Source organism: Streptomyces sp. NBC_01689 (assembly GCF_036250675.1).
Lineage (GTDB): Bacteria > Actinomycetota > Actinomycetes > Streptomycetales > Streptomycetaceae > Streptomyces.
On sequence record NZ_CP109592.1, the window covers coordinates 9,655,887 to 9,674,392 of the forward strand.

The 18,506-nt window shown below is 75.3% G+C and carries 14 protein-coding genes; 7 read left to right on the plus strand and 7 right to left on the minus strand.

Annotated elements, in window-relative coordinates:
* Window positions 1-2: 2 nt before the first annotated feature.
* From OG776_RS41350 to OG776_RS41370, 5 genes are all read right to left on the minus strand, one after another.
* Window positions 3-2,135, minus strand: coding sequence for a hypothetical protein (locus OG776_RS41350; protein WP_329318122.1), 2,133 nt, complete (start codon window positions 2,133-2,135; stop codon window positions 3-5).
* Entirely contained in the window at window positions 2,132-3,364 is a 1,233-nt protein-coding gene (locus OG776_RS41355) for an ATP-grasp domain-containing protein (protein ID WP_329318120.1), read from the minus strand. The genes OG776_RS41350 and OG776_RS41355 overlap by 4 nt, the downstream gene beginning before the upstream one ends.
* A 60-nt stretch (window positions 3,365-3,424) precedes the next feature.
* A complete protein-coding gene (gene gntD, locus OG776_RS41360) occupies window positions 3,425-4,489 on the minus strand; it encodes a guanitoxin biosynthesis L-enduracididine beta-hydroxylase GntD (RefSeq protein WP_329318118.1) in 1,065 nt (354 codons plus the stop codon).
* 59 nt (window positions 4,490-4,548) lie between these two features.
* Window positions 4,549-9,945 (minus strand): non-ribosomal peptide synthetase, encoded by a 5,397-nt coding sequence (locus tag OG776_RS41365; protein ID WP_329318116.1) that lies wholly within the window; start codon window positions 9,943-9,945, stop codon window positions 4,549-4,551.
* Between the two features lie 244 nt (window positions 9,946-10,189).
* Window positions 10,190-10,786, minus strand: a complete 597-nt coding sequence (locus OG776_RS41370) for a TetR/AcrR family transcriptional regulator (protein WP_329318114.1) — start codon at window positions 10,784-10,786, stop codon at window positions 10,190-10,192.
* 222 nt (window positions 10,787-11,008) lie between these two features.
* On the opposite strand from OG776_RS41370, the gene OG776_RS41375 reads away from it, so the two are divergent.
* From OG776_RS41375 to OG776_RS41405, 7 genes are all read left to right on the plus strand, one after another.
* Complete coding sequence (locus tag OG776_RS41375; protein WP_329318112.1) at window positions 11,009-11,617, plus strand: ATP-binding protein; 609 nt, start codon at window positions 11,009-11,011, stop codon at window positions 11,615-11,617.
* Window positions 11,618-12,125: 508 nt separating this feature from the next.
* Window positions 12,126-12,263: a hypothetical protein gene (locus OG776_RS41380; RefSeq protein ID WP_187286077.1), complete on the plus strand. Its 138-nt coding sequence runs from the start codon at window positions 12,126-12,128 to the stop codon at window positions 12,261-12,263.
* 112 nt (window positions 12,264-12,375) lie between these two features.
* The gene (locus tag OG776_RS41385; RefSeq protein ID WP_329318109.1) at window positions 12,376-13,221 is read left to right on the plus strand and encodes a JmjC domain-containing protein; all 846 of its coding nucleotides are present in this window, start codon (window positions 12,376-12,378) and stop codon (window positions 13,219-13,221) included.
* Complete coding sequence (locus OG776_RS41390) at window positions 13,218-14,219, plus strand: JmjC domain-containing protein (RefSeq protein ID WP_329318107.1); 1,002 nt, start codon at window positions 13,218-13,220, stop codon at window positions 14,217-14,219. Before OG776_RS41385 ends, OG776_RS41390 begins: the two co-directional genes overlap by 4 nt.
* On the plus strand, window positions 14,216-14,755 hold the full coding sequence (locus OG776_RS41395; protein ID WP_329318105.1) for a GNAT family N-acetyltransferase: 540 nt from the start codon (window positions 14,216-14,218) through the stop codon (window positions 14,753-14,755). Before OG776_RS41390 ends, OG776_RS41395 begins: the two co-directional genes overlap by 4 nt.
* A 135-nt stretch (window positions 14,756-14,890) precedes the next feature.
* Window positions 14,891-16,165, plus strand: a complete 1,275-nt coding sequence (locus OG776_RS41400) for an MFS transporter (protein ID WP_148014769.1) — start codon at window positions 14,891-14,893, stop codon at window positions 16,163-16,165.
* 144 nt (window positions 16,166-16,309) lie between these two features.
* Window positions 16,310-17,191 carry an aminoglycoside N(3)-acetyltransferase gene (locus OG776_RS41405; RefSeq protein WP_329318101.1) on the plus strand — a complete coding sequence of 294 codons (882 nt, stop codon included), beginning with the start codon at window positions 16,310-16,312 and terminating at the stop codon, window positions 17,189-17,191.
* Between the two features lie 174 nt (window positions 17,192-17,365).
* Here OG776_RS41405 and OG776_RS41410 read toward each other — a convergent pair whose 3' ends face one another.
* Both OG776_RS41410 and OG776_RS41415 read right to left on the minus strand, forming a co-directional pair.
* Window positions 17,366-17,689 (minus strand): acyl carrier protein, encoded by a 324-nt coding sequence (locus tag OG776_RS41410; RefSeq protein WP_329318099.1) that lies wholly within the window; start codon window positions 17,687-17,689, stop codon window positions 17,366-17,368.
* A gap of 241 nt (window positions 17,690-17,930) precedes the next feature.
* Window positions 17,931-18,365 (minus strand): hypothetical protein, encoded by a 435-nt coding sequence (locus tag OG776_RS41415; RefSeq protein WP_329318097.1) that lies wholly within the window; start codon window positions 18,363-18,365, stop codon window positions 17,931-17,933.
* Window positions 18,366-18,506 lie beyond the last annotated feature (141 nt).

Consider the following 18,506-nt stretch of genomic DNA (forward strand, 5'->3'; position numbering starts at 1 on the left):
CCCTAGCGGCGGGGCAGGACGGTGAAGTGCACCCGGGAGACGCTCATGCCCAGGTCCTGTACGGCGAAGGGGCAGAAGTAGTAGGCCTGCGGGGTGGCCTGGGGGGCGAGGTCGAGGGTGAACTCGGCGTGGGCGCGGCGTCCGGCGACGGCGTCGACGCGGCGCAGTACGGGGCCCACCCGGGCGTCGAGGTAGAGCGGCAGCACGATGCCCAGGTTGAGGGTGCCGTCGCGGGGGGCCACCGCCTCCACGACCACGTGCAAGGTGCTGCCGGCGGCCGCCTCGGCGGGTGCCTTCACGTGCAGTTCGACGGCGCCGGTGTGGGCGTTGGCGACGTCGCCGCAGCGCGCGCACACCGTCTGGACGGTGTCGGCGATCGCCGGGACCCGGCCCTGGCGGCGGTAGGAGCGCAGCGGCCGGCCGCAGGCGCACGGGGTGTCGAGCGCGCGGGGGGTCCCGGCGGTGCTGCGTTCGCCGAAGTAGGTGGGGAAGGCGAGGGCGGGGTCGTCGTGGTGCTTGGCGAAGCGGTGGGCCAGCGCGAGGTCGAGGGACTTGGTCTCGGCGGCGATCGCGGCCAGGGCCGGGCCGGCGTCGGGCGCGGAGCGGGCCACGGTGCGCACCGCGTCGCGCAGCACGGTGTCCGCCAGGGCCCGCAGCCGGGGGCGCAGCGGGTAGTCGGGGCCCAGCAGTCCGCTGTCGAGCAGGCCCGAGAGGCGGGCGCCGAGCCGGTGCAGTGGCGGGTGGGGGGCGGCCGTGCCGGGCTCGGTGCCGGTTCCGGCGGTGTCCGCGGGCGCCTCCGGGGTTGCCTCCCGGGCACGGTCGGCGGCGGTGGCTGTGCGGGTGCCGGCCGCGGTGCCGGTGCCGGCGGGGGAGTGGGGGCGGGCGGGGTCGAGGGCGGAGGACTGCAGGCCGGTCTGGACGAACGCCGGGTAGGGGTTGATGTCGTGCAGGCGGTGGTTCATGGCGAGCGCGGCGCTGCCGGCGGCCTCGGCGGCGGTGAGCCAGGCCAGGTTCTCGGGGCGTTGTCCGTCGCAGGCGGTGAGGGTGGCGATGACGGTCTGCGCGGGCCCGTCGAGCGCGTCGAGGAGGATGAGGTACTTCGGGTCGTACATCGCGTGGCCGGCGAGGGCGCCGCTGAAGCAGTTGGCCAGGACCAGTTCGGCGGTGCGGATGCCGCGGGCGGGGATGAGTTTGTCCTGCGGTTTGGTGCAGCCCAGGCCGTAGGCGCAGCGGGGGCCGGGCATGCCGGGCGCGGGCGCGGCGGGGCTGGCTCCGCACAGGGTGAACCGGCCGAGGTTGAGCTGGTCGTCCTTGCCGTTGCCGTGGAAGAGGACCCGCCGCCACACGCGGCCGAGCGCGATCTGCTGGACGTCGAGGCGGTGGACGTCGTCGGCGCCGAGCCACACGTCGGCCTGCGGTGCGGGGGCGGCGGTGTCGAGTTCGGACAGGACACCGACGGGGGCGTGCGGGACGACGCGGGCGTACTGCTTGGCCGCCGTCCAGCTGAGGCTGTGCAGGTCGCGTCCGGTCAGCAGGGACAGAGGGCGGCCGGTGGCGTGGGCGGCGTCGAGGACGTGCTGCACGGCGTCGGCGCGCAGGTGGGCGTACTCGCCGACCAGCAGCACCGATCCGGTGCCGGGCAGGTCGTCCGGGCTGTTCACCCAGTGCCGGGCCAGCGGGCGGATCAGCGCGTTCAGCGCGGCGGGCAGCGGGCCGCCGGTCATGACGCCGGTGTCGCGGGGCTCGGGGGTGCGCAGGCCGCTGTAGACGTCCTCGGCCAGGGCGATGCCGTCCAGCAGGTCGGTGCGGGGGCCGGTGAACACCGGCAGGGGGCCCCGGCCGCGGGCCACGGCCCGGGTGTAGTCGTCGAGCGAGGTGTACGCCGCGAACAGCGGGCCCTGCCCGGTCCCGGCCGCGGGCCCGGCGTGCGCGGCGGCCGGGGTGTTCACGGCGTCCGAAGTGCCGCCGGGGGCGGCCGAGCGGGCGGGTCCGGGGGCGGCGGGGGCGTTGGCGGGGGCCCGACCGCCGCTGAGGGTACGGGTGTTCGCGGGGCCGGAGCCGGGGCCGGCGGGGGCGTCGGCGGGGGCCGAAGTGCCGGGGCGGGCCGGTGCGGTGAGGGCGGGGGCGGTGTTCACGGGTGGTCCACCTTCAGCTCGAAGTGGTCGAGGACGGCCCGCATGCGCTGTTCGACCTGCTCGGCGGTGGCGCCCTCGACATGGACGTAGCCGGTGGAGGCGTGGGAGGCGCGGGGCGGGTCGAGGACGTCGCCGGGAGCGGCGTCCAGGTGGGCGCCGATGACACCGGGCAGCCGCAGCAGTTCCTCCTCGGAGCTGATGTGGACCACGCGGCCGGGCCGGGTGGGCAGGAGCAGGTCGCCGACCGCCCGGTCGCGGGTGTAGACGGGTTGCGGGACGCGGTCGAGGTAGGTGTCGAGGATGACGTGCAGGAAGTCGAACCCGTAGGCGAGGGAGTGGTTCACGGGGACTTCGCAGCCGCTGAGGCGGGCGGCGACCTCGCTCATGCGGAAGGAGCCGTCGTCGGTGAGGAAGAACTCGCCGTGCAGATAGCCGAAGGGCAGTTCCAGGCCGTCGGTGAGCCGCTGGGCCAGGGCCCGCGCGTCGACGGGGAGCGGTTCGCCGGGCGCGTAGGTGATGTTGGCGTTGATCGCGCCGTCGAGGACCTCCAGGATGGGGCGGGGGTTCTTCGACAGGTAGGCGTCCACGACCCGGCCGCGGGCGACGACGGCGCACAGCTGGAACTCGCGGCCGTGGACGAACTCCTCGGCCATCCAGTCGAGTCGGGGGTCGAGCGGCGGGATCGCGGCGAGCGCGGCGCGGGAGTCCACCCGGTAGGTGTGCAGGCAGGAGTCGGAGTCGACGGGCTTGAGGACGACCGGCCAGCCGTGTGTGTCGCCGAACGCGGCGACGTCGTCGAGGCTCTCCACGGCGCGGTAGGCGGCGTGCGGGATGCCGAGCTCGGCATAGCGGTCCTTCATGGTCTTCTTGTTGCGCACCCACGCTACTTGACGGGGCGTCAGGTGTGGCAGGTCGACGAGGGCGGCGAACCGCTGGGCGCGGTCCTGCAGGGCCTCGTTGGGGTTGCAGAAGAACCGCGGCCGGGGCAGGCCCCGGGTGCCCTTCATCCAGCGCAGGTAGCGGGCGGCCTCCTCGTGCGGGGGAGCGGCGGTGCGCAGGGTGAAGGTGGGCAGGTGCGCGGTGCGCCGCAGGTGGTCCTCGTCCAGCGGCACGGAGTCGAAGCGCAGCAGGACGACGTCCACGTCGTCGCGGGCGAGGACGCTGTCGGTGAAGGTGGCCCGGCGGCTCTCGACGAGCAGGACGGCGGGGCGGGCGGGTGTGCTGGGCATGGCGGTCTCCTGGGTTGGGGCGGACGGTCGCGGGCCGGCGGGGCGGTGCGGGCGGGGGCGTCAGCCGATGACCCGGGTGGCGCCGTCGAGGCGGCCGGGGCGGGTGCGCCGCAGGTCGCGGACGAGGTTGACGCGCTTGAGCCAGCGGTCGGACCCGTCGAAGCCGGCGCTGAAGGGGCGCCGCCCGTGCACCACGTTGCGGTTGTCGAGGAAGCAGACGGCGCCGGTGGGCACCAGCACGTCGGTGAGGTTGGCGTCCAGGTGCGCCACCAGCCAGGCCAGGGCCCGTCCGGCCTCCTCGTCGCCGGGCAGCGCGGTGAAGAAGTCCCGGTCGATGCGGAGCACCGGCCGGTCGCGGTGGCCCGACAGGACGGCGACCGGCTCGGCCGCGGGAGTGTCGGCGCTGAACTCGTGGGAGGTGTCGGGCCGGGCGGCGAACCTCGGCTGGGCCAGCACCGCGCGCACCGCGGCGGGCACCCGGCGCGCGTCGATGTGCGCGACGGTGGTGGGCACCCGGCCCGGGTTGCGCAGCGCGAACAGGCCGACCCAGTCCGCCCGGTGGGGGGAGAAGGCGTCCTCGGTGTGCCAGGCCAGTTCCCGTGCGCTGGAGGCGGAGACGAGGCTGTGCTCGTAGCCCCGGCTGGGCAGGATGTCGGTCACCAGCCGGCCGGCCTGCTGGGTGGCCCAGCCGGTGATGTCGCCGAGCAGCGCCGCGTACAGCACCAGCAGGCAGCCGTGGACCTGGCTCGCCCCGGTGTCGGCCGTGCTCCAGTGGTGGGGGGTGGGGCCCAGGGCCGCCTGGTCGACGAGGTGGCCGCGGACCAGGGTGGCGTGGGTGTTCTCGTCGCGGCGCGCGGAGTTGAGGTGGCGGCGCACCGCGAGCGGCAGCTCGTGGGCGATCACCGGGGCCTCGTCGAGGAACCGGGGGTCGTCGGCGGCCTTGAACGTCTCGGCGCAGGCCGCGGCCAGCACGTGGGCCGCGCGGGCCTCGCGGGCGGTCAGGTCGAGCACGTGGTGGCGGGGGTCGCCGGCCTGCTCCGGGACGGGCAGGGGCCCCGGGCGGGCGGCGGCCGGGCGGGCGGAGGAGACGGAACGGACGGAACGGGCGGGGGCGTTGACGGTCATGGCGGGTCCCTTACGGCTACGGGCGCGGGTGGGGTGGGCGCTTGCGGGGCGGGGCCGGTTCAGCGGGTGGTCTGCAGATGGTCCAGGCACAGTTCGTACAGGTCCTCGGCGTGGGTCTCGTGCCAGCCCTCGGGAGCGGGCACGCAGGCCGGCCACAGGGCGTGCCGGTCGCGGTCGTCGGACAGGACGACGAAGGTGGCGTACTCGTCGGCGAAGGGATCGTCGGCGGGCGGCCCGCCGAGGACGGTCAGCCGGCCGTCGGCGTCGATGCGGGCGGCACGGCCGGTGCGCCACATCAGGGCGGTCCCCGCGCCGGGGCCGGCCAGCGGGTCGGGCAGGAAACGCTCACCGGTGGCCGCGGGGTCCCCGGTGTAGCCGCGGGCGACCCCGACGCCCGCGATGTACAGGCTCCCGGTGCGGCCGTCCCCGGCGGGCCGCAGGTGCGCGTCCAGGACGTAGGCGCGGTGGCCGGGGGCGGGCCGGGGTCCGGCGGGGGTGTGCTCGACGCGCAGCCGGCCCTCCGGCCAGCCGCCGGGCACGCTCAGCGCGAGGTCCCCGGCGTCGGCAGCGGCAGCGGCAGCGGCAGTGGCGGCGTCACCGCCGAGCAGCACGCTCGCTCCGCAGCCGCGCAGCCGCTCCAGGACGGCGTCGGGCGCGGCGCCGTCCGGCGGGGCGGCGGGCAGGTGGACACGGGCGCCGCCGACCAGGGCCGCGAGCAGGCCGAGCGCGGTGTCCGCGTCCGGGTAACCGGCCGTCAGCCAGGCCGCGTCGGCGGCCGGGGCGAGAGTGGCGGCGACGACGCTCTCGGGACCGATCTCCACCAGCGCGCCCGCCGGACCGCCCGCCCCCGCCGTGCCGGTGGCGTCGCGGGTGGCGGGGGCCAGCACCACCGGGTGCGCGGGGTGCGCGGTGTGCGGGGGGCGCACGGGCCGGGCCGGGGTGGCGGGCAGCAGGTCCGCGGCCGGGTCGCGGACCAGCCGGGCGGCGCCGGGCACGGGCGGCAGGGCCCGGTCGGCGGCCTCGTCGAGGAGCAGGACGGCCGGCCGGGCGAGGGCGGGCAGGGCGCGGGCCGGGTCGAGGGGCAGGCAGGCGGCGCCGGTCTTGGCGATGGCGAGGACGGCGACCGCGAAGCCGGTCGGGGAGGCGACCGCGGTCGCCACCGCGGTGCCGGGGCCGGCCCGGTGCGCGAGCAGCGCGTGGGCGAGCAGGTCGGAACGGGCGTCCAGTTCGGCGTAGTCCATGCCCGCCAGGGCCGGCGCGCCGGGGGTACGGGCGGCCTGGGCGGCGAACAGGTCGGCGACGCCGGCCTCCGGCAGGTCCAGGGCCGGCCCCGCCCACCGCCGCACACCGTCGGACGGTGAACCGGGCGCGGTGCGCAGCCTGCTCAGCACGGTGGCGGGAGCGTCCGCGGCGGCTTCGAGCAACGCGGTCAGCAGACCGGTCAGACGGGCGGCGGCCGCCTCCCCGACACTGCCGTGGTCGAAGGCGGCGCTGACGGTGATGCCGGCCGGCGCACCGGCCGGGGTCTGCCGCTCGGTCAGGGTCAGATCGAGACCGGCGTCCTGCGCGGGGAGTTGCGGCGGCACCGCCTGCACGGTCAGCCCGGCCGCCTCGTACTCGGCGCAGCTCTCCGCCAGGACACTCAGCGCGATCCCGCCGGGCCGGGCCAGCGCCGCACCGCCGTCGCGGTAGGCGGCGAGGTCGGCGGCGCGCACCCGCCGCAGCAGTTCGGTGAAGGCCGGGTCGCCCGAGGTGTCCACCGACAGGGCCAGCACCCGCCCGTAGGGGCCCACCGCGCGGCGCAGAGCGGCGCTGTCGCGGGCCGGTACCGGCGCGGCCAGGGTGACGACGTCCCCCGCGCCGAGCCGGGCGAGCAGGGCCGCGAGCGCGGCGTGCACCACCATGAACAGGGTGACGCCCTGCTCGGCGGCCAGCCGGACCAGCCGCTCGTGCAGGCCCGCGTCCCAGTCCAGGCCGAGACGGCCGCCGTCCCGCCCGCCGGCCGGAGTGGGCCCGCTGCCCGGAACCACGGTGGGCGCGAGATCACCGGCCAGCGCCCGCGGAGCCGCCTCCGGCGCGCCGCCGTCCCGGTGCGGGGCGCCGCCGGTGGCCCGCGCCCCGTAGGCCAGGGCCAGTTCGGCGGCCAGCGGGGTGTGCGACCACAGGTCGACCAGACCGGCCGGCAGCGTGAGCTCCAGCAGATGGTCGTCGGCGGCCGGCGTGCGCAGCCGGGTGCCCGCCGACCCCAGCCGGCTGTTGCGCAGCGCCTCGTGACGGCGCCCCAGATCGCCCAGCGCCTCCTCCAGCGCCCGAACGCTCAAAGCGCCGCGCAGCCGCAGCGGCAGCACCGCGCAGCCCTCCCCGGCACCGGCCCGGCCGGGCCCGGTGGCGTCGGCCGGCCCGTCACCCACGAGAGCGGCGAACAGCGCGGGCGTGGGTGCCTCGTACAGGGCACGGCTGCCCGGGTCGGCACCCAGCACCGCCCGCGCCCGGGCCAGCAGCCGGGCCGCGGCCAGCGAATGCCCGCCGATCCGGAAGAAGTCGGAGTCGGCGTGGACCGTGCGCCGCGGCACCCCGATCACCTCGGCGAACAGATCCCGCACGATCTCCTGCAGCGGGGTGCCCGGCGGCGTACCGGGCCGGTCGGCACTGAACGCGGGCGCCGGCAGCGCGGCCCGGTCCACCTTGCTGTTGGCGTTCAGCGGCAGCGCCGCCAGCGTCATCAGCGCCGACGGGATCATGTAGTCCGGCAACCGCTCCTGCAGATGGGCACGCAGGACGACCTCGGTGTCGACGGTGCCGCGGAAGGCGGTCGGAGTGTTCGCACAGTCCCCGGCCGCCACCACGGGCGCCGCGTACACACCGGTCAGCGGACCGGCCGGCACCTGGCCCGGGTCGACGAAGACGACGTCCAGGAGCCGGCCCTCCTCGGCCGACCAGGTCGGCAGGGCCCGGTAGCCGGCCCGCTCCCCGGCCGCGCACAGCTCCTCCGGGTCGGGCGCGCCGCCGCCGTCGGCCAGCAGCGCCGCCGCACCGGCCGCCCCCGCCGCACCCTCGCGCAGCGCGCGCATCGCCGCCCACTCGCCGTGCACCCGCCGGTTGGGCACCCCGGCCAGCCGCACGGCGGCCGGCCGCCGCGCCCGCAGACACGCCTCCACATCCGCCGCCGAGACGGCCTCACGCCCCCACACCAGACGGGGAGCACCGGAGAGGTCCGCCACCGGGGCGGCGGTCGACAGGACCGCCTCGTAGCGGTAGCGGGTCAGCTCGTTGTGCGCACCGCCGCGCTTGACCCGTACGTCCACCGCGCGCACCGCGGGCAGTTCACGCGCCCACGCCGCGAACAGGGCCGGGGAGAGCAGCAGTTCGGTCTCCAGCGCCACCCGCTGCTCCACCGCACGCCACACGTCCGCGCCGTCGGCCGGCTCCGGCCGCCCGGCCCGCGTGGCGAGTTCGACCCCGGTCTGCAGACAGGACGCCAGGTCGAGGTTGCGCACATCGCCCAGGAGCACCGAACCGCCGGGCGCGAGCAGCGGCAGCACCCCCTCCACGACGGTGCGCAGATACGCCAGCCGGGGGAAGTACTGCAGGACCGAGTTGACGACGACGGTGTCGAAGTACCCGACGGGCAGCCCCTCCAGGTCGTCGGCGCCGCGGCAGCTCAGCCGCACCTTGCCGCGCAGCCGCTCGTCCGCCCCGGTCTGCGCCCGCAGTGCCTCGATGACCGAGGCGGAGAAGTCGGTCGCCCAGTACTCCTCGCACTCCGGCTCACCGGCCAGCCGCGCCATCAGCAGACCGGTGCCGACACCGATCTCCAGGACGCGCCGCCCGCCGAGCTCACGGACCCGCTCCACCGTCGCCGCCCGCCACTGCCGCATCTCCTCCAGCGCAATGGGACGGGCGTCGTAACTGCTGTTCCAGCCCGCGAAGTTCTCCCCGTACGCGGCCTCGCCGGCGTCGTCGTAGAGCGTCTCGTAGATCTCCTTCCACTCGGTGAGCTGCTCGCTCTCGCGTGCCGCCACCCGCCGCACGGCCGGCACCACATGCGCCACCAGACGCCGCTCCCCGCCCCCGCCGCCCCCGGCACTCCCGTCGTACCCGCCGCCCCTGCCGCGCCCGGTGTCCTCGCCGGGCTCGGCGGTGGTGTGCACCGACACGACCGCCTCGGACACTGCCGGGTGCGCGGTCAGCACGGACTCGATCTCACCCAGCTCGATACGGAAACCGCGCAGCTTGACCTGGTTGTCGACCCGGCCGGTGAACTCCATCGCCCCGTCCTCGCGCAGCCGCACCAGATCGCCCGTGCGGTACAGCAGTCCGCCGCCGGGGGTGAAACGGTCCTCGACGAACCGCTGCGCGGTCAGCTCGGGCCGGTCCAGGTAGCCGGTGGCCAGGCCCGGCCCGCCCAGCAGGAGTTCACCGACACCGCCCGGCGCGGCCGGGCTGCCGTCCGCGCTCACCACGACGGCGACGGTGGCACCCAGCGGCCGCCCGATCGGCACGGTCCGCGCGTCCGGCGCGACGCCGGTCACCTCGTGCCAGGTGGCGAACGTGGTGGTCTCGGTCGGCCCGTACACGTGCAGCAGCCGCCCCGGCCCGCCGGCCGCCAGGACCTGCCGCACCCGGCGCGGGTCGCAGGCCTCGCCGCCGAACAGGACGGTGCGCAGCGGGGCGAAGGCGCCGGGCCGCTCGCGGGCGATCTGGTGGAACAGCGCGGTGGTCAGGAAGACGGTGCTCACCTCGTGCTCGCGGACCGCGGCGGCGAAACGGGCCGGGTCGACGACGGTGGCCTTGGCCAGCCCGACCAGCCGGGCACCGGCGGCGAGAGTGGACCAGATCTCGAAGGTGACCGCGTCGAAGGCGGGGTTGGCGGCCTGGGCGACCACGTCGTCCGGCGTCAGACGCACGTAGTCGGTGGAGGCCACCAGGTCGAGGACGGCGCGGTGCGGGACGACGACGCCCTTGGGGGTGCCGGTGGTCCCGGAGGTGTAGCAGACGTAGGCCGCGTCCCCGGGCGCCGGCCGCACGGCCGGCAGGTCCGCGGGCCGGGCCGCGATCGGGCCCGCGTCCGCGTCCAGGTCGACGGCGACCGCGTCCAGCCCCGCGTACCCACCGGCCCCGCCGCCCTCGGTCAGCACGGCGCGGGCCGCGCTGTCCCGCACGATCAGCCGGCGGCGCAGCTCCGGATGGTCCGGGTCCACCGGCACGTACGCCGCGCCCGCCCGCACCACGGCGAGGAACGCGGTCACCAGGTGCGGGCCCGGCCCGAGCGCGGTCACCACCCGGTCCCCGGGAGCGACCCCCAGCGCCCCCAGATGAGCGGCGAGACGGTTGGCCGCCGCGCTCAGCTCCCGGTAGGTGAGCGAGACGCCGCGGCCGTCGGCCGAGGGGTAGGTGACGGCGGTCGCCTCGGGCCGCGTACGGACGTGCTGCTCGATCAGGCCGGAGAGTGACATACGGGCTCGCTCCTTCGACAGCGGCTCGGAAGGACGGACGGCTCCGCCTTGGCAAAACCTTGCCAAGAGGTTGGCAACAAGATCTTGAGAGCGTGTCTCGCACTGCTGGAGCACCGCTGGAGCCCCTGCCGGGGGCCGTCAGGGACGGCCGCCGGGGCCGCCGGCCGCCGGGACGCGCGGGAATGCCGGGGCGGGAGGGACGTCCGGGCGGGCGGGTCCGGCGGGCCCGAGCCGGCATCCCCCGCTAGACGTCCCGCCAGCCGGGTTCGAGGCGGTCGAGGAGGGCGTGGAAGGCCGCGCCGGCCCGGTCCCAGTCGCCGGTGGTCAGGGGGGCCATGAGCAAGCCGAAGGTCGCGTCGAGCAGGAGGGTGGCCTCCGTGCGGGCCCGGGCCTCGGTCATGCCCAGATCGCGGAAGGCGGCGGTGAGCAGGCGCATCCACTCGCTCATCGCGTTGCGCATGACCGGCCCGTACCGGTCGGGGTGGAGCAGGCTGACGGCCATGATCTCGAGATAGAGGGGGAGCGTGGCGCGCAGCTCGGGAGAGCTGAACTGCCGCCAGGTCTCCTCCATGAAGCGGCGCATCCCCGCCGCGTCCCGGGGCGAGGTGGCGGAGCGGAGCAGCCGGTGGGCGCGCAGCAGCGGCCGCCTCTCGTACACGGCGAGTGCCTCGGCGACCATGCGTTCCTTGCTGCCGAAGTAGTACAGCAGCATGCGGTCGCTGGTCCCCAGGTCCCGGGCGAGCGGGCGCAGGGACAGGTCGGCCAGGCCGTTGCGGACGATGTAGGCGCGGACCCGGTCCAGGAGGTCGCGTCGTTTGGCCGGGTCGGGCGGCCGTGACATGAGGGGCTCCCACCTGCGGTCGTGCGGGGTCCGGACACACCCCGCTCGTCCGTTTGATCAACTTATGTCCAGGTATTTACCGTAGCGCACGCTACATGTATATTTATGGATGTAGCGTGCGCTACGTGAATGTGGGATCTGGCAGCTGCCCACCCCGGTCGTCGACAGGCCTCGGCCGCCCGGCAGCGATCACCGCCAGCCGTACGGAAGGGACTGATTCCCATGGCCGCCTGGGCCGTCGACCTCGCCTCGATCTCGTACCTGGGGTTCTTCGCCCGGTTCTCCCGGAATCGGACCGAGGGGCCCGCGCGGAAAGCCGCCACGGACCGCGCCCAGGACGTCGATCCGGCGCCGGAGGCCGCGCCCACCTCATGGCTCGCCCGGAGCCAGGCCCTGTGGTCGCGCTCCCTGGAGCCCCTGCGGCCGCTCGACGCGCCGCGCGCCCGGGCCACCGCCCGGGACGCCTCCTGGCCCCTGTCGCGGGAGCTGACCTCGGTCCGCCGGGCCCGGCGGATGGCGACCGCCCAGCTGAGCGAGTGGGACCTGGAGGAGCTGGCCGACACCACCGAGCTCCTGGTCAGCGAACTGGTCACCAACGCCCTGCGCCACACCCGCGGCCCGCTGCGGCTCAACCTGTACGCGCGCGGCTCCCACCTGCGGTGCGAGGTCGAGGACACCGAGTCCACCGGCCCCGTACGCCGCTTCGTCGACGCCGACGCGGAGAGCGGGCGCGGCACGGAACTGCTCGACCTGCTCACCGAGACCTGGGGCAGCACCCGCACGGCCACCGGCAAGACCATGTGGTTCGAGATACCCGCACCGACGTCCTGACCGACCCGGGGGCCGAGGAGCGGGCCAGGGGAGGGGGCAGGGGCAAGGGGAGAGGGAGCGCCGGGGTGCTCCCGGCCCGGGTGCGGCGGGTGCTCCCCGGGGGCGGGCCTCGGCGGCGCCCCCGGGTCCGGGCCCCGTCTCCAGCCGTTCTCGTGCGATTCTGCGGCGGGCCCCGGCACGGTGCCTCCAGCGGGCCGGGGCGCCACGACCCGCTCCCGCGGTCCTGTGGTCCCGGGGCCCTGTAGTCCCGCGGCGTGTCCGACGTGCCCGACCCGCCGTCTCCCGGCCTTCGCCGGCACCCCGGCCCACGCGCCCTCACCGCTTCGCCCTGCCTCGCTCCACCCGCCTCGCCCGCGCCGGCGGGCCGCAAGGTCCGGCCCGTCCGCCCCGGCGGGGCTCGACCGTCGCACCCGAGTGTGGTCGAGGACCGCGCGAGGCCCCGCTGGCATGCTCCAGGGCAGCTCACCGCACCACCGCGGTGAGAACCCCGCCGCCTGTGGAGGCTGACATGGGTATCCGCGACACGAAGAACGCGATCGACAACTCCGACAACCCGGAGGAGCTGGCGCAGACGAACATCAGCGTCGAGGAGGAGGACGCCTTCGACTCCCCGAAGACGATCATGAACCAGATTTCCAACGCCTGACACGCCAGACGGCTCCGCCCGGCCGGAACGCCCGCACTCAGCCGAGCGCTCCGGCCGGCGCCCGGACACCGAAGAAACCAGAGCCCTGGGGGTCGGGTTGAACACGTCGCTCGTGGACACTCTGCGCGGCGAGGGAATCTTCGCCGACGCATGGAACAAGGAATTCAGGATCCTCCGCGGCGCGGTCGATCCCGCCGGCCACCTCTCCTCCGCCTTCATCGAACAGAAGCTGGACGCCAGCCTGCTGCGCTGGCCCTACTTCTCGGTGCTGCGCCACGGAGCCGTACCGCCGGAAAGCGCCTACACCCGCTCCCGGGACGTCATCGGGCACCAGCGCCCCGGCTTCCCCGACGCCGCGGCGGTCCGCCGGCTGATGTCGGCCGGCGGCACCCTCAAGCTCAACCAGCTCTCCGACTGGCACCGCCCCACCCGCACCGTCGTCGAACAGCTGCAGGCCGCCGCCGCGGTCGCGGTGGCCTCCTACGTCTTCTGGACCCCGCCCGAGAGCCGCGGCATGCTCCCGCACCGAGACGCCTCCCACGTCGTGGCCCTCCAGCTCGAAGGCCGCAAGGAATGGCAGCTGTACGCGGGTTCGCAGCAGGTCCGCGCGGACGCCGGCCTCGACGTCGACACCGCCCACCCCACCCACACCTTCGTCCTGGAACCCGGTGACGTGCTCTACCTCCCGCACGGCTGGCCCCACGACGCCGTCGCCCGCGACGGCGACTCCCTCCACCTCACCTTCACCCTCACCGAACCCACCCCCGACGACCTCCTCGAGGCGCTCGGCCGCCACCTCCTGGACGCGGACCCCGACCTCGCCCACCGCTTCCACACCACCACCCTCGAACAGCGCACCGAGCGTGTCCGCACCGCCCTGCTCGCCCACACCCGCCGCCTCGGCGACGACACCTGGGCGCAGGCCGCCCTCACCGCCATGCGGGAGGTGACGGGATGACCACCGCCCAGGAGCGCCGGCCCACCCCGGACACCGCAGGAACCGTCAACGCCCGCTCCGCACAGCCCACTTCGGCCGCGCAGACCACCGGGGCCGCATCGGACGACGCCGTCCCGGCCCCCCGGATCACCCTGAAGGACCTGGTCGGCGACACCGACGCGTTCTTCCGCGACCACTGGGCCGCCCAGCCCGCCGTCTTCCGCGCCTCGGCCGACCTGACCGGCCTGATCACCGAGCAGGAGATGTGGGAGGAGGTGGACTGCGGGCTGCTGATCCGCCCCTACTTCACCGCCTTCGACGAAGGCGTGCGCACCGCCGTCTCCGAGATGACCCGCTCGCGCACCGTCGTCGGCCACCACGTCCCCGGCTACATCAACCCCGCCCAGATCAAGGCGGACTTCGCGGCCGGCGGCACCTTCAAGTTCAGCCAGCCCGAACACTGGCACCCCCGCCTGCGCGCCCTCGTACAGGCCCTGGCACCCGAATTCCGCGCCGAACTCGAGTCGTTCGTCTTCCTCAGCCCGCCCGGCAAGACCGCCATCGCCGCCCACATGGACGGCTCCCACGTCCTCGTCCTTCAGATCGCCGGCGTCAAGGACTGGGTGGTGGGCAGACTCGACGAGACCTCCACCAGCGACTCCGACCGCTACACCGGCGGCGTCATCCCCTACGACCGGCGCATGGAGGTCACCCTGCGCCCCGGCGACGTGCTCTACATGCCGCACGGCACCCCGCACTCCGCCACCGCCCGCATCGGCACCTCACTCCACATCGCCGTCACCATCGAGGAACCCACCCCCCGGGACCTCGCCGACGTCTTCCTCGCCGAACTCCTCGGCCTGCCCGAGTTCGAGGCCCTCACCCGCGGCCACCACGAACTGTCCCTGGCCGAACGCCTCACCCGGCTGCGCGCCCTGCTCACCCGCACCCTCGGCGCGGCGGACGAGACCCAGGTGCTCGAACAGGCCGTACGGCTCAAGGCCAGGCACCTCGGATGAGACCGGTGCTGCGCCCGGCGACCGTCCTGCGCCCGGTGACCTCCGCGGACCTCGACCGGTTCGACACGGAGTTCGCCGGGCCCGACGGACCGGGCCCCTACCAGTGGTTCGGGCACACGCCCACCCTGCGGCTGCGGGGACTGCTCGACGAGCGAGGCCTGCTCGGCGGTGACGAGAACATGCTGTCCGTCACCGTCGACGACACCCTCGCCGGACGCGTCGAGTGGTTCCGCCGCGCGTGGGGACGCGTGGAGACCTCCGCCTGCTGGGAGATCGCTATCGGCCTGTTCGCCGCCCACCGCGGCCAGGGCATCGGAACCCAGGCGCAGCGCCTGCTCGTCGACTACCTCTTCACCCACACCCGGGCCGAACGCGTCCAGGTGTGCACCGACGCCGACAACCTCGCCGAGCAACGCGCCGCGGAGAAGGCCGGCTTCGTGCGGGAGGGCCGGATCCGCCGCGCCCAGTGGCGCGCCGGCGCCTGGCACGACCAACTCCTCTACTCCGCCCTGCGCCCCGGCCCGCCCGCCCCCTGACCCGGACACCGACCCGGTGACAACCCCAAGCACCAAGCACCAAGCACCAAGCCCCAGGCCCCAGGCCCCAAGCCCCAAGGCCCGAGCCCGAGTTCACAGCCGTAGTCATGCCGTACGACCGAACGGAGAGCGCGCATGCCCCTGTTCCCGGCCAGCCTGAAGGGCCCCGCACGGCAGCTCGCCGTCCTGCACGGCATCGACGGCATCGGCGTGGGCCTGTACATGTCCGGCTCCGCGGTCTACCTCACCCAGGTCACGGGCCTGAGCCCGGCCCAGATCGGGCTGGCGCTGTCCGCCGCCGGACTGACCGGCCTGCTCGCCTCGGTGCTGTTCGGCATGGTCGCCGACCGCACCGGGGCCCGCCCGCTGCTGACCTGGCTGCTGATCGGGCTGGGCTGCGGCTACCTCGCGCTGCCCGCCGTGCACACCGCCTGGCAGTTCGTCGTCCTGGCGGTGGCGGTGGGCGCCCTGCAGTTCGGCACCGGCCCCTCCTTCATGTCCCTGATCGCCGAACTCGTCCCCGGCCAGGACCGGGTGAACGCGCGCGCCGCGATCCGCTCCGTCGGCAACGCCAGCATGGGCCTGGGCACGCTCGCCGCCGCGGTCCTGCTCGCCGTCGGCACCCGCGGCGCCCTCCAGGTCATCCCGCTCGCCAACGGCGTCACGTTCCTGGTGGCGGGCCTGCTGGTGCACCGGCTGCCCGCGGCCGCCGCCCGCCCGGCCCCGCCCGCCTCGGGCCGCTTCACCGCGCTGCGCGACAAGCCGTTCCTGCGGGTCGTCGCGGTCAACGCGGCGCTGTCGCTGCACGACTCCGTGCTGGCGGTGGCCATCCCGCTGTGGATCGTCGTCGGCACCGGTCTGCCCACCGTGCTCACCCCCCTGCTCATCGGGCTCAACACCGTGCTGTGCGTGCTGCTCCAGGTCCGGGCGGCCAGGGGCAGCGACGACCTGCCCGGCGCCGCCCGCCTCGCCCGCCGTGCGGGCCTGGCCGGCGCGGCGTCCTGCCTGCTCCTGATCCCCACCGGTCAACTGGACGCCCTCACGGCCGGGTTCCTGGTGTGCGCCGCGTTCGTGGTGATGACCGGCGCCGAACTGTGGCACGCGGCCGGGTCCTTCGGCATCGGCATCGGCCTGGCCCCCGAGGACCGGCGCGGCGAGTACCTCGGCGCCTTCCAGCTCCACCACGGCCTGCAGTCGATCATCGGCCCGCTGGTCCTGACCGCGTTCATCGGGCACGGCTCCGGCCTCGGCTGGGCGGCGGCCGCGGTCCTGTTCGCCGCCGCGGCCCTCCTCGTCCAGCCGGCGGTACGCGCGGCCGCCGCGGCCTCCACCGCGGAGGTGCCGTCACCCCGGCCCGCCGCGGACCAGCCCGCCCTGGACCGGCCCCAAGACACACGGACACACAACTGACCCCAAGACACACGGACACACAGCGGCACGGACACATAGAGACATACAGACATAGAGCCATAGAGACGCAGGGACACGGACCCCAGCCGTCACGGGCACCGCGGACACGGCGGACCGCGGACACGGCAGAGACCGGAGGCACGGATGCTGCACCCCGCCGCGGACGCCCGCACCCCCGGCCCCTACAGCGGCCGCGAACTGGCCCGGGACCTGCGGGCCCTGGGCGTCGGACGCGGCGACGTCGTCATGGTCCACACCTCCCTGAGCGCCCTGGGCTGGACGGTGGGCGGTCCCGTCGCCCTGCTGTCGGCGCTGCGGGAGGCCGTCGGGGCGCCGGGAACCCTCGTCGTACCCGCCTTCACCACCTACCTGACCGACCCGGCGACCTGGGTCCAGCGGCCCGTGCCGCCCACGTGGTGGCCCCGCGTCAGGGCGTCCCTGCCCCCGTTCGACCCGGACGTGCACCCCGTCCAGCCCCGGCTGGGCCGCTTCCCCGAGTTCGTACGGACCCTGCCCGGCGCCCGCCGCTCCCCGCACCCGCTCTACTCGCTGGCCGCCTCCGGCCCGGCCGCCCCCGCCCTGCTCGCCGCCCACCCGCTGCCCTACGGCCTGGGTGCGCGCAGCCCGCTGACCGCGCTGGGCGGTGCGGCCGCGAAGGTCCTGATGATCGGGGTGGGCTGGGACAAGTGCACCGTCCTGCACCTGGCCGAACACCTCACCCCCTACCCGGGGCGCCGCGTCCACCGCATGCGGGTGCCCCGCGCGGGCGACGACGGGACCACCGTCTGGCAGGACAGCGACCAACTCGTCATGTACGAGGGTGACTACGCGCGCATCGGCGACCGCGCCGTCCGCGCCGGTCTGGTCCGGGAGGGTCCTCTCGGTGCGGCCCGTGCCCTGCTGTGCCCGGTCGCCGGACTCGTGGACCTGGCCTGCGGCTGGCTGGAGCGGCACCGGGACCTGAGCGCCTGGGGTGTGGCACCGAACATGACCGGCGTACGGGAGGCCCCCGTCACGGCGCTGTGACCGGCGGGGGCCTTTGCCGGCGGTGGTTCAGGGGCGGCCGCCCCCGCGGCGGCGCCGGGCGCCGGAGGTTTCGCGGAGGTGGTGTCCCGGGCGCTGCCGGGAGCGTCGTCGTACGTCGGCGGGGAGTGCGCGGGGGAGGAGCGCGGTGGTCGACGCCGCGGTGTCCGGCAGCGGTCAGGCGACGGCCCAGGGGCCCAGGTCGCGTGTGCGCCGGCCGGCTGCCGAGGGGCGGCTCTCGTCCCAGGCCGGCTGCAGCGCGGCCGAGAGGATGCCCCACAGCTGACCGGCGGTCAGCGTGTGGACGGGGATGACGACCTGGCCGGCCAGGCTGACCCGGAACGCCGACTCCAGTGCGCCGACGATGCCGATGAGTGCCATCGAGTCCAGCCCGTAGGCCTCCATCGGGACGTCGGCCGCGGGCGCCTTGTCCTTGCCGAGCCCCGTCAGGCCCTGGCGCAGTACGTCCTCGAATTTCGCGTTCCACGGTACGTGGGCCATCGGGCGACTTCCTTCCGGACACGGGAGAGGTGAAGCGGTGCTCCGAGCAGCACCGTGCCGGACGCCGCTCGAGCCGCCGTGGACGCGTGCTCAGGCCGGTCGCCGCGCGGGCCCCGCACACGACCGAAGCCCCCGCCACGGCACTGCCGGCGGGGGCCTCAAGATTCGGTGGATCCGGTGGTGGGCCGGGTGAACCCGGCGGGCGCGGCGGCCCGGTGGTCCGCTGCGGCGCCCGTGCCCGTCAGACAGCCGCGCTGCCGGCCGCCTTGGGCCAGCCGATGTTGGTGTCGTCGATCTGGGTGGTGGCCTTGGGCCAGCCGATGTTGGTGTTGTCGGCCGCGACGGTGGCCGCCTTGGGCCAGCCGATGTCGCCGGTGGCGTCGGCGTAGGTCGCCTTGGGCCAGCCGATGTTGGTGTCGTCGGCCGCGACGGTGGCCGCCTTGGGCCAGCCGATGTCGCCGGTGACACCGGCGTAAGTGGCCTTCGGCCAGCCGATGTTGCTCTCGTCGGAGGAGGAGTCGGCCGCGGCCGGCCATCCGATGGCGGAGGAGGCCGTGGTGGCCGCCGACTGCTGCGGGCGGACGACGTTCTGCGCGGCGACGCTGACACCGCCGACGGTGAGGACGGCGGAGGCGACGGCGGCGGTGGTGACGGCGATGCGGGCGATGTTCCTCATGACGGCTCCTCCGTGGCAATGAAGCGAATCTGTGTTGGTAACTTCTTGCCAAGAAGCTTGGCAACGCGAACTAGGGATCTGCTCGGCATCCGCTGGAGATGGACTGGAGACCCGCGAGAGACACCCCACCATCTGCGCGAA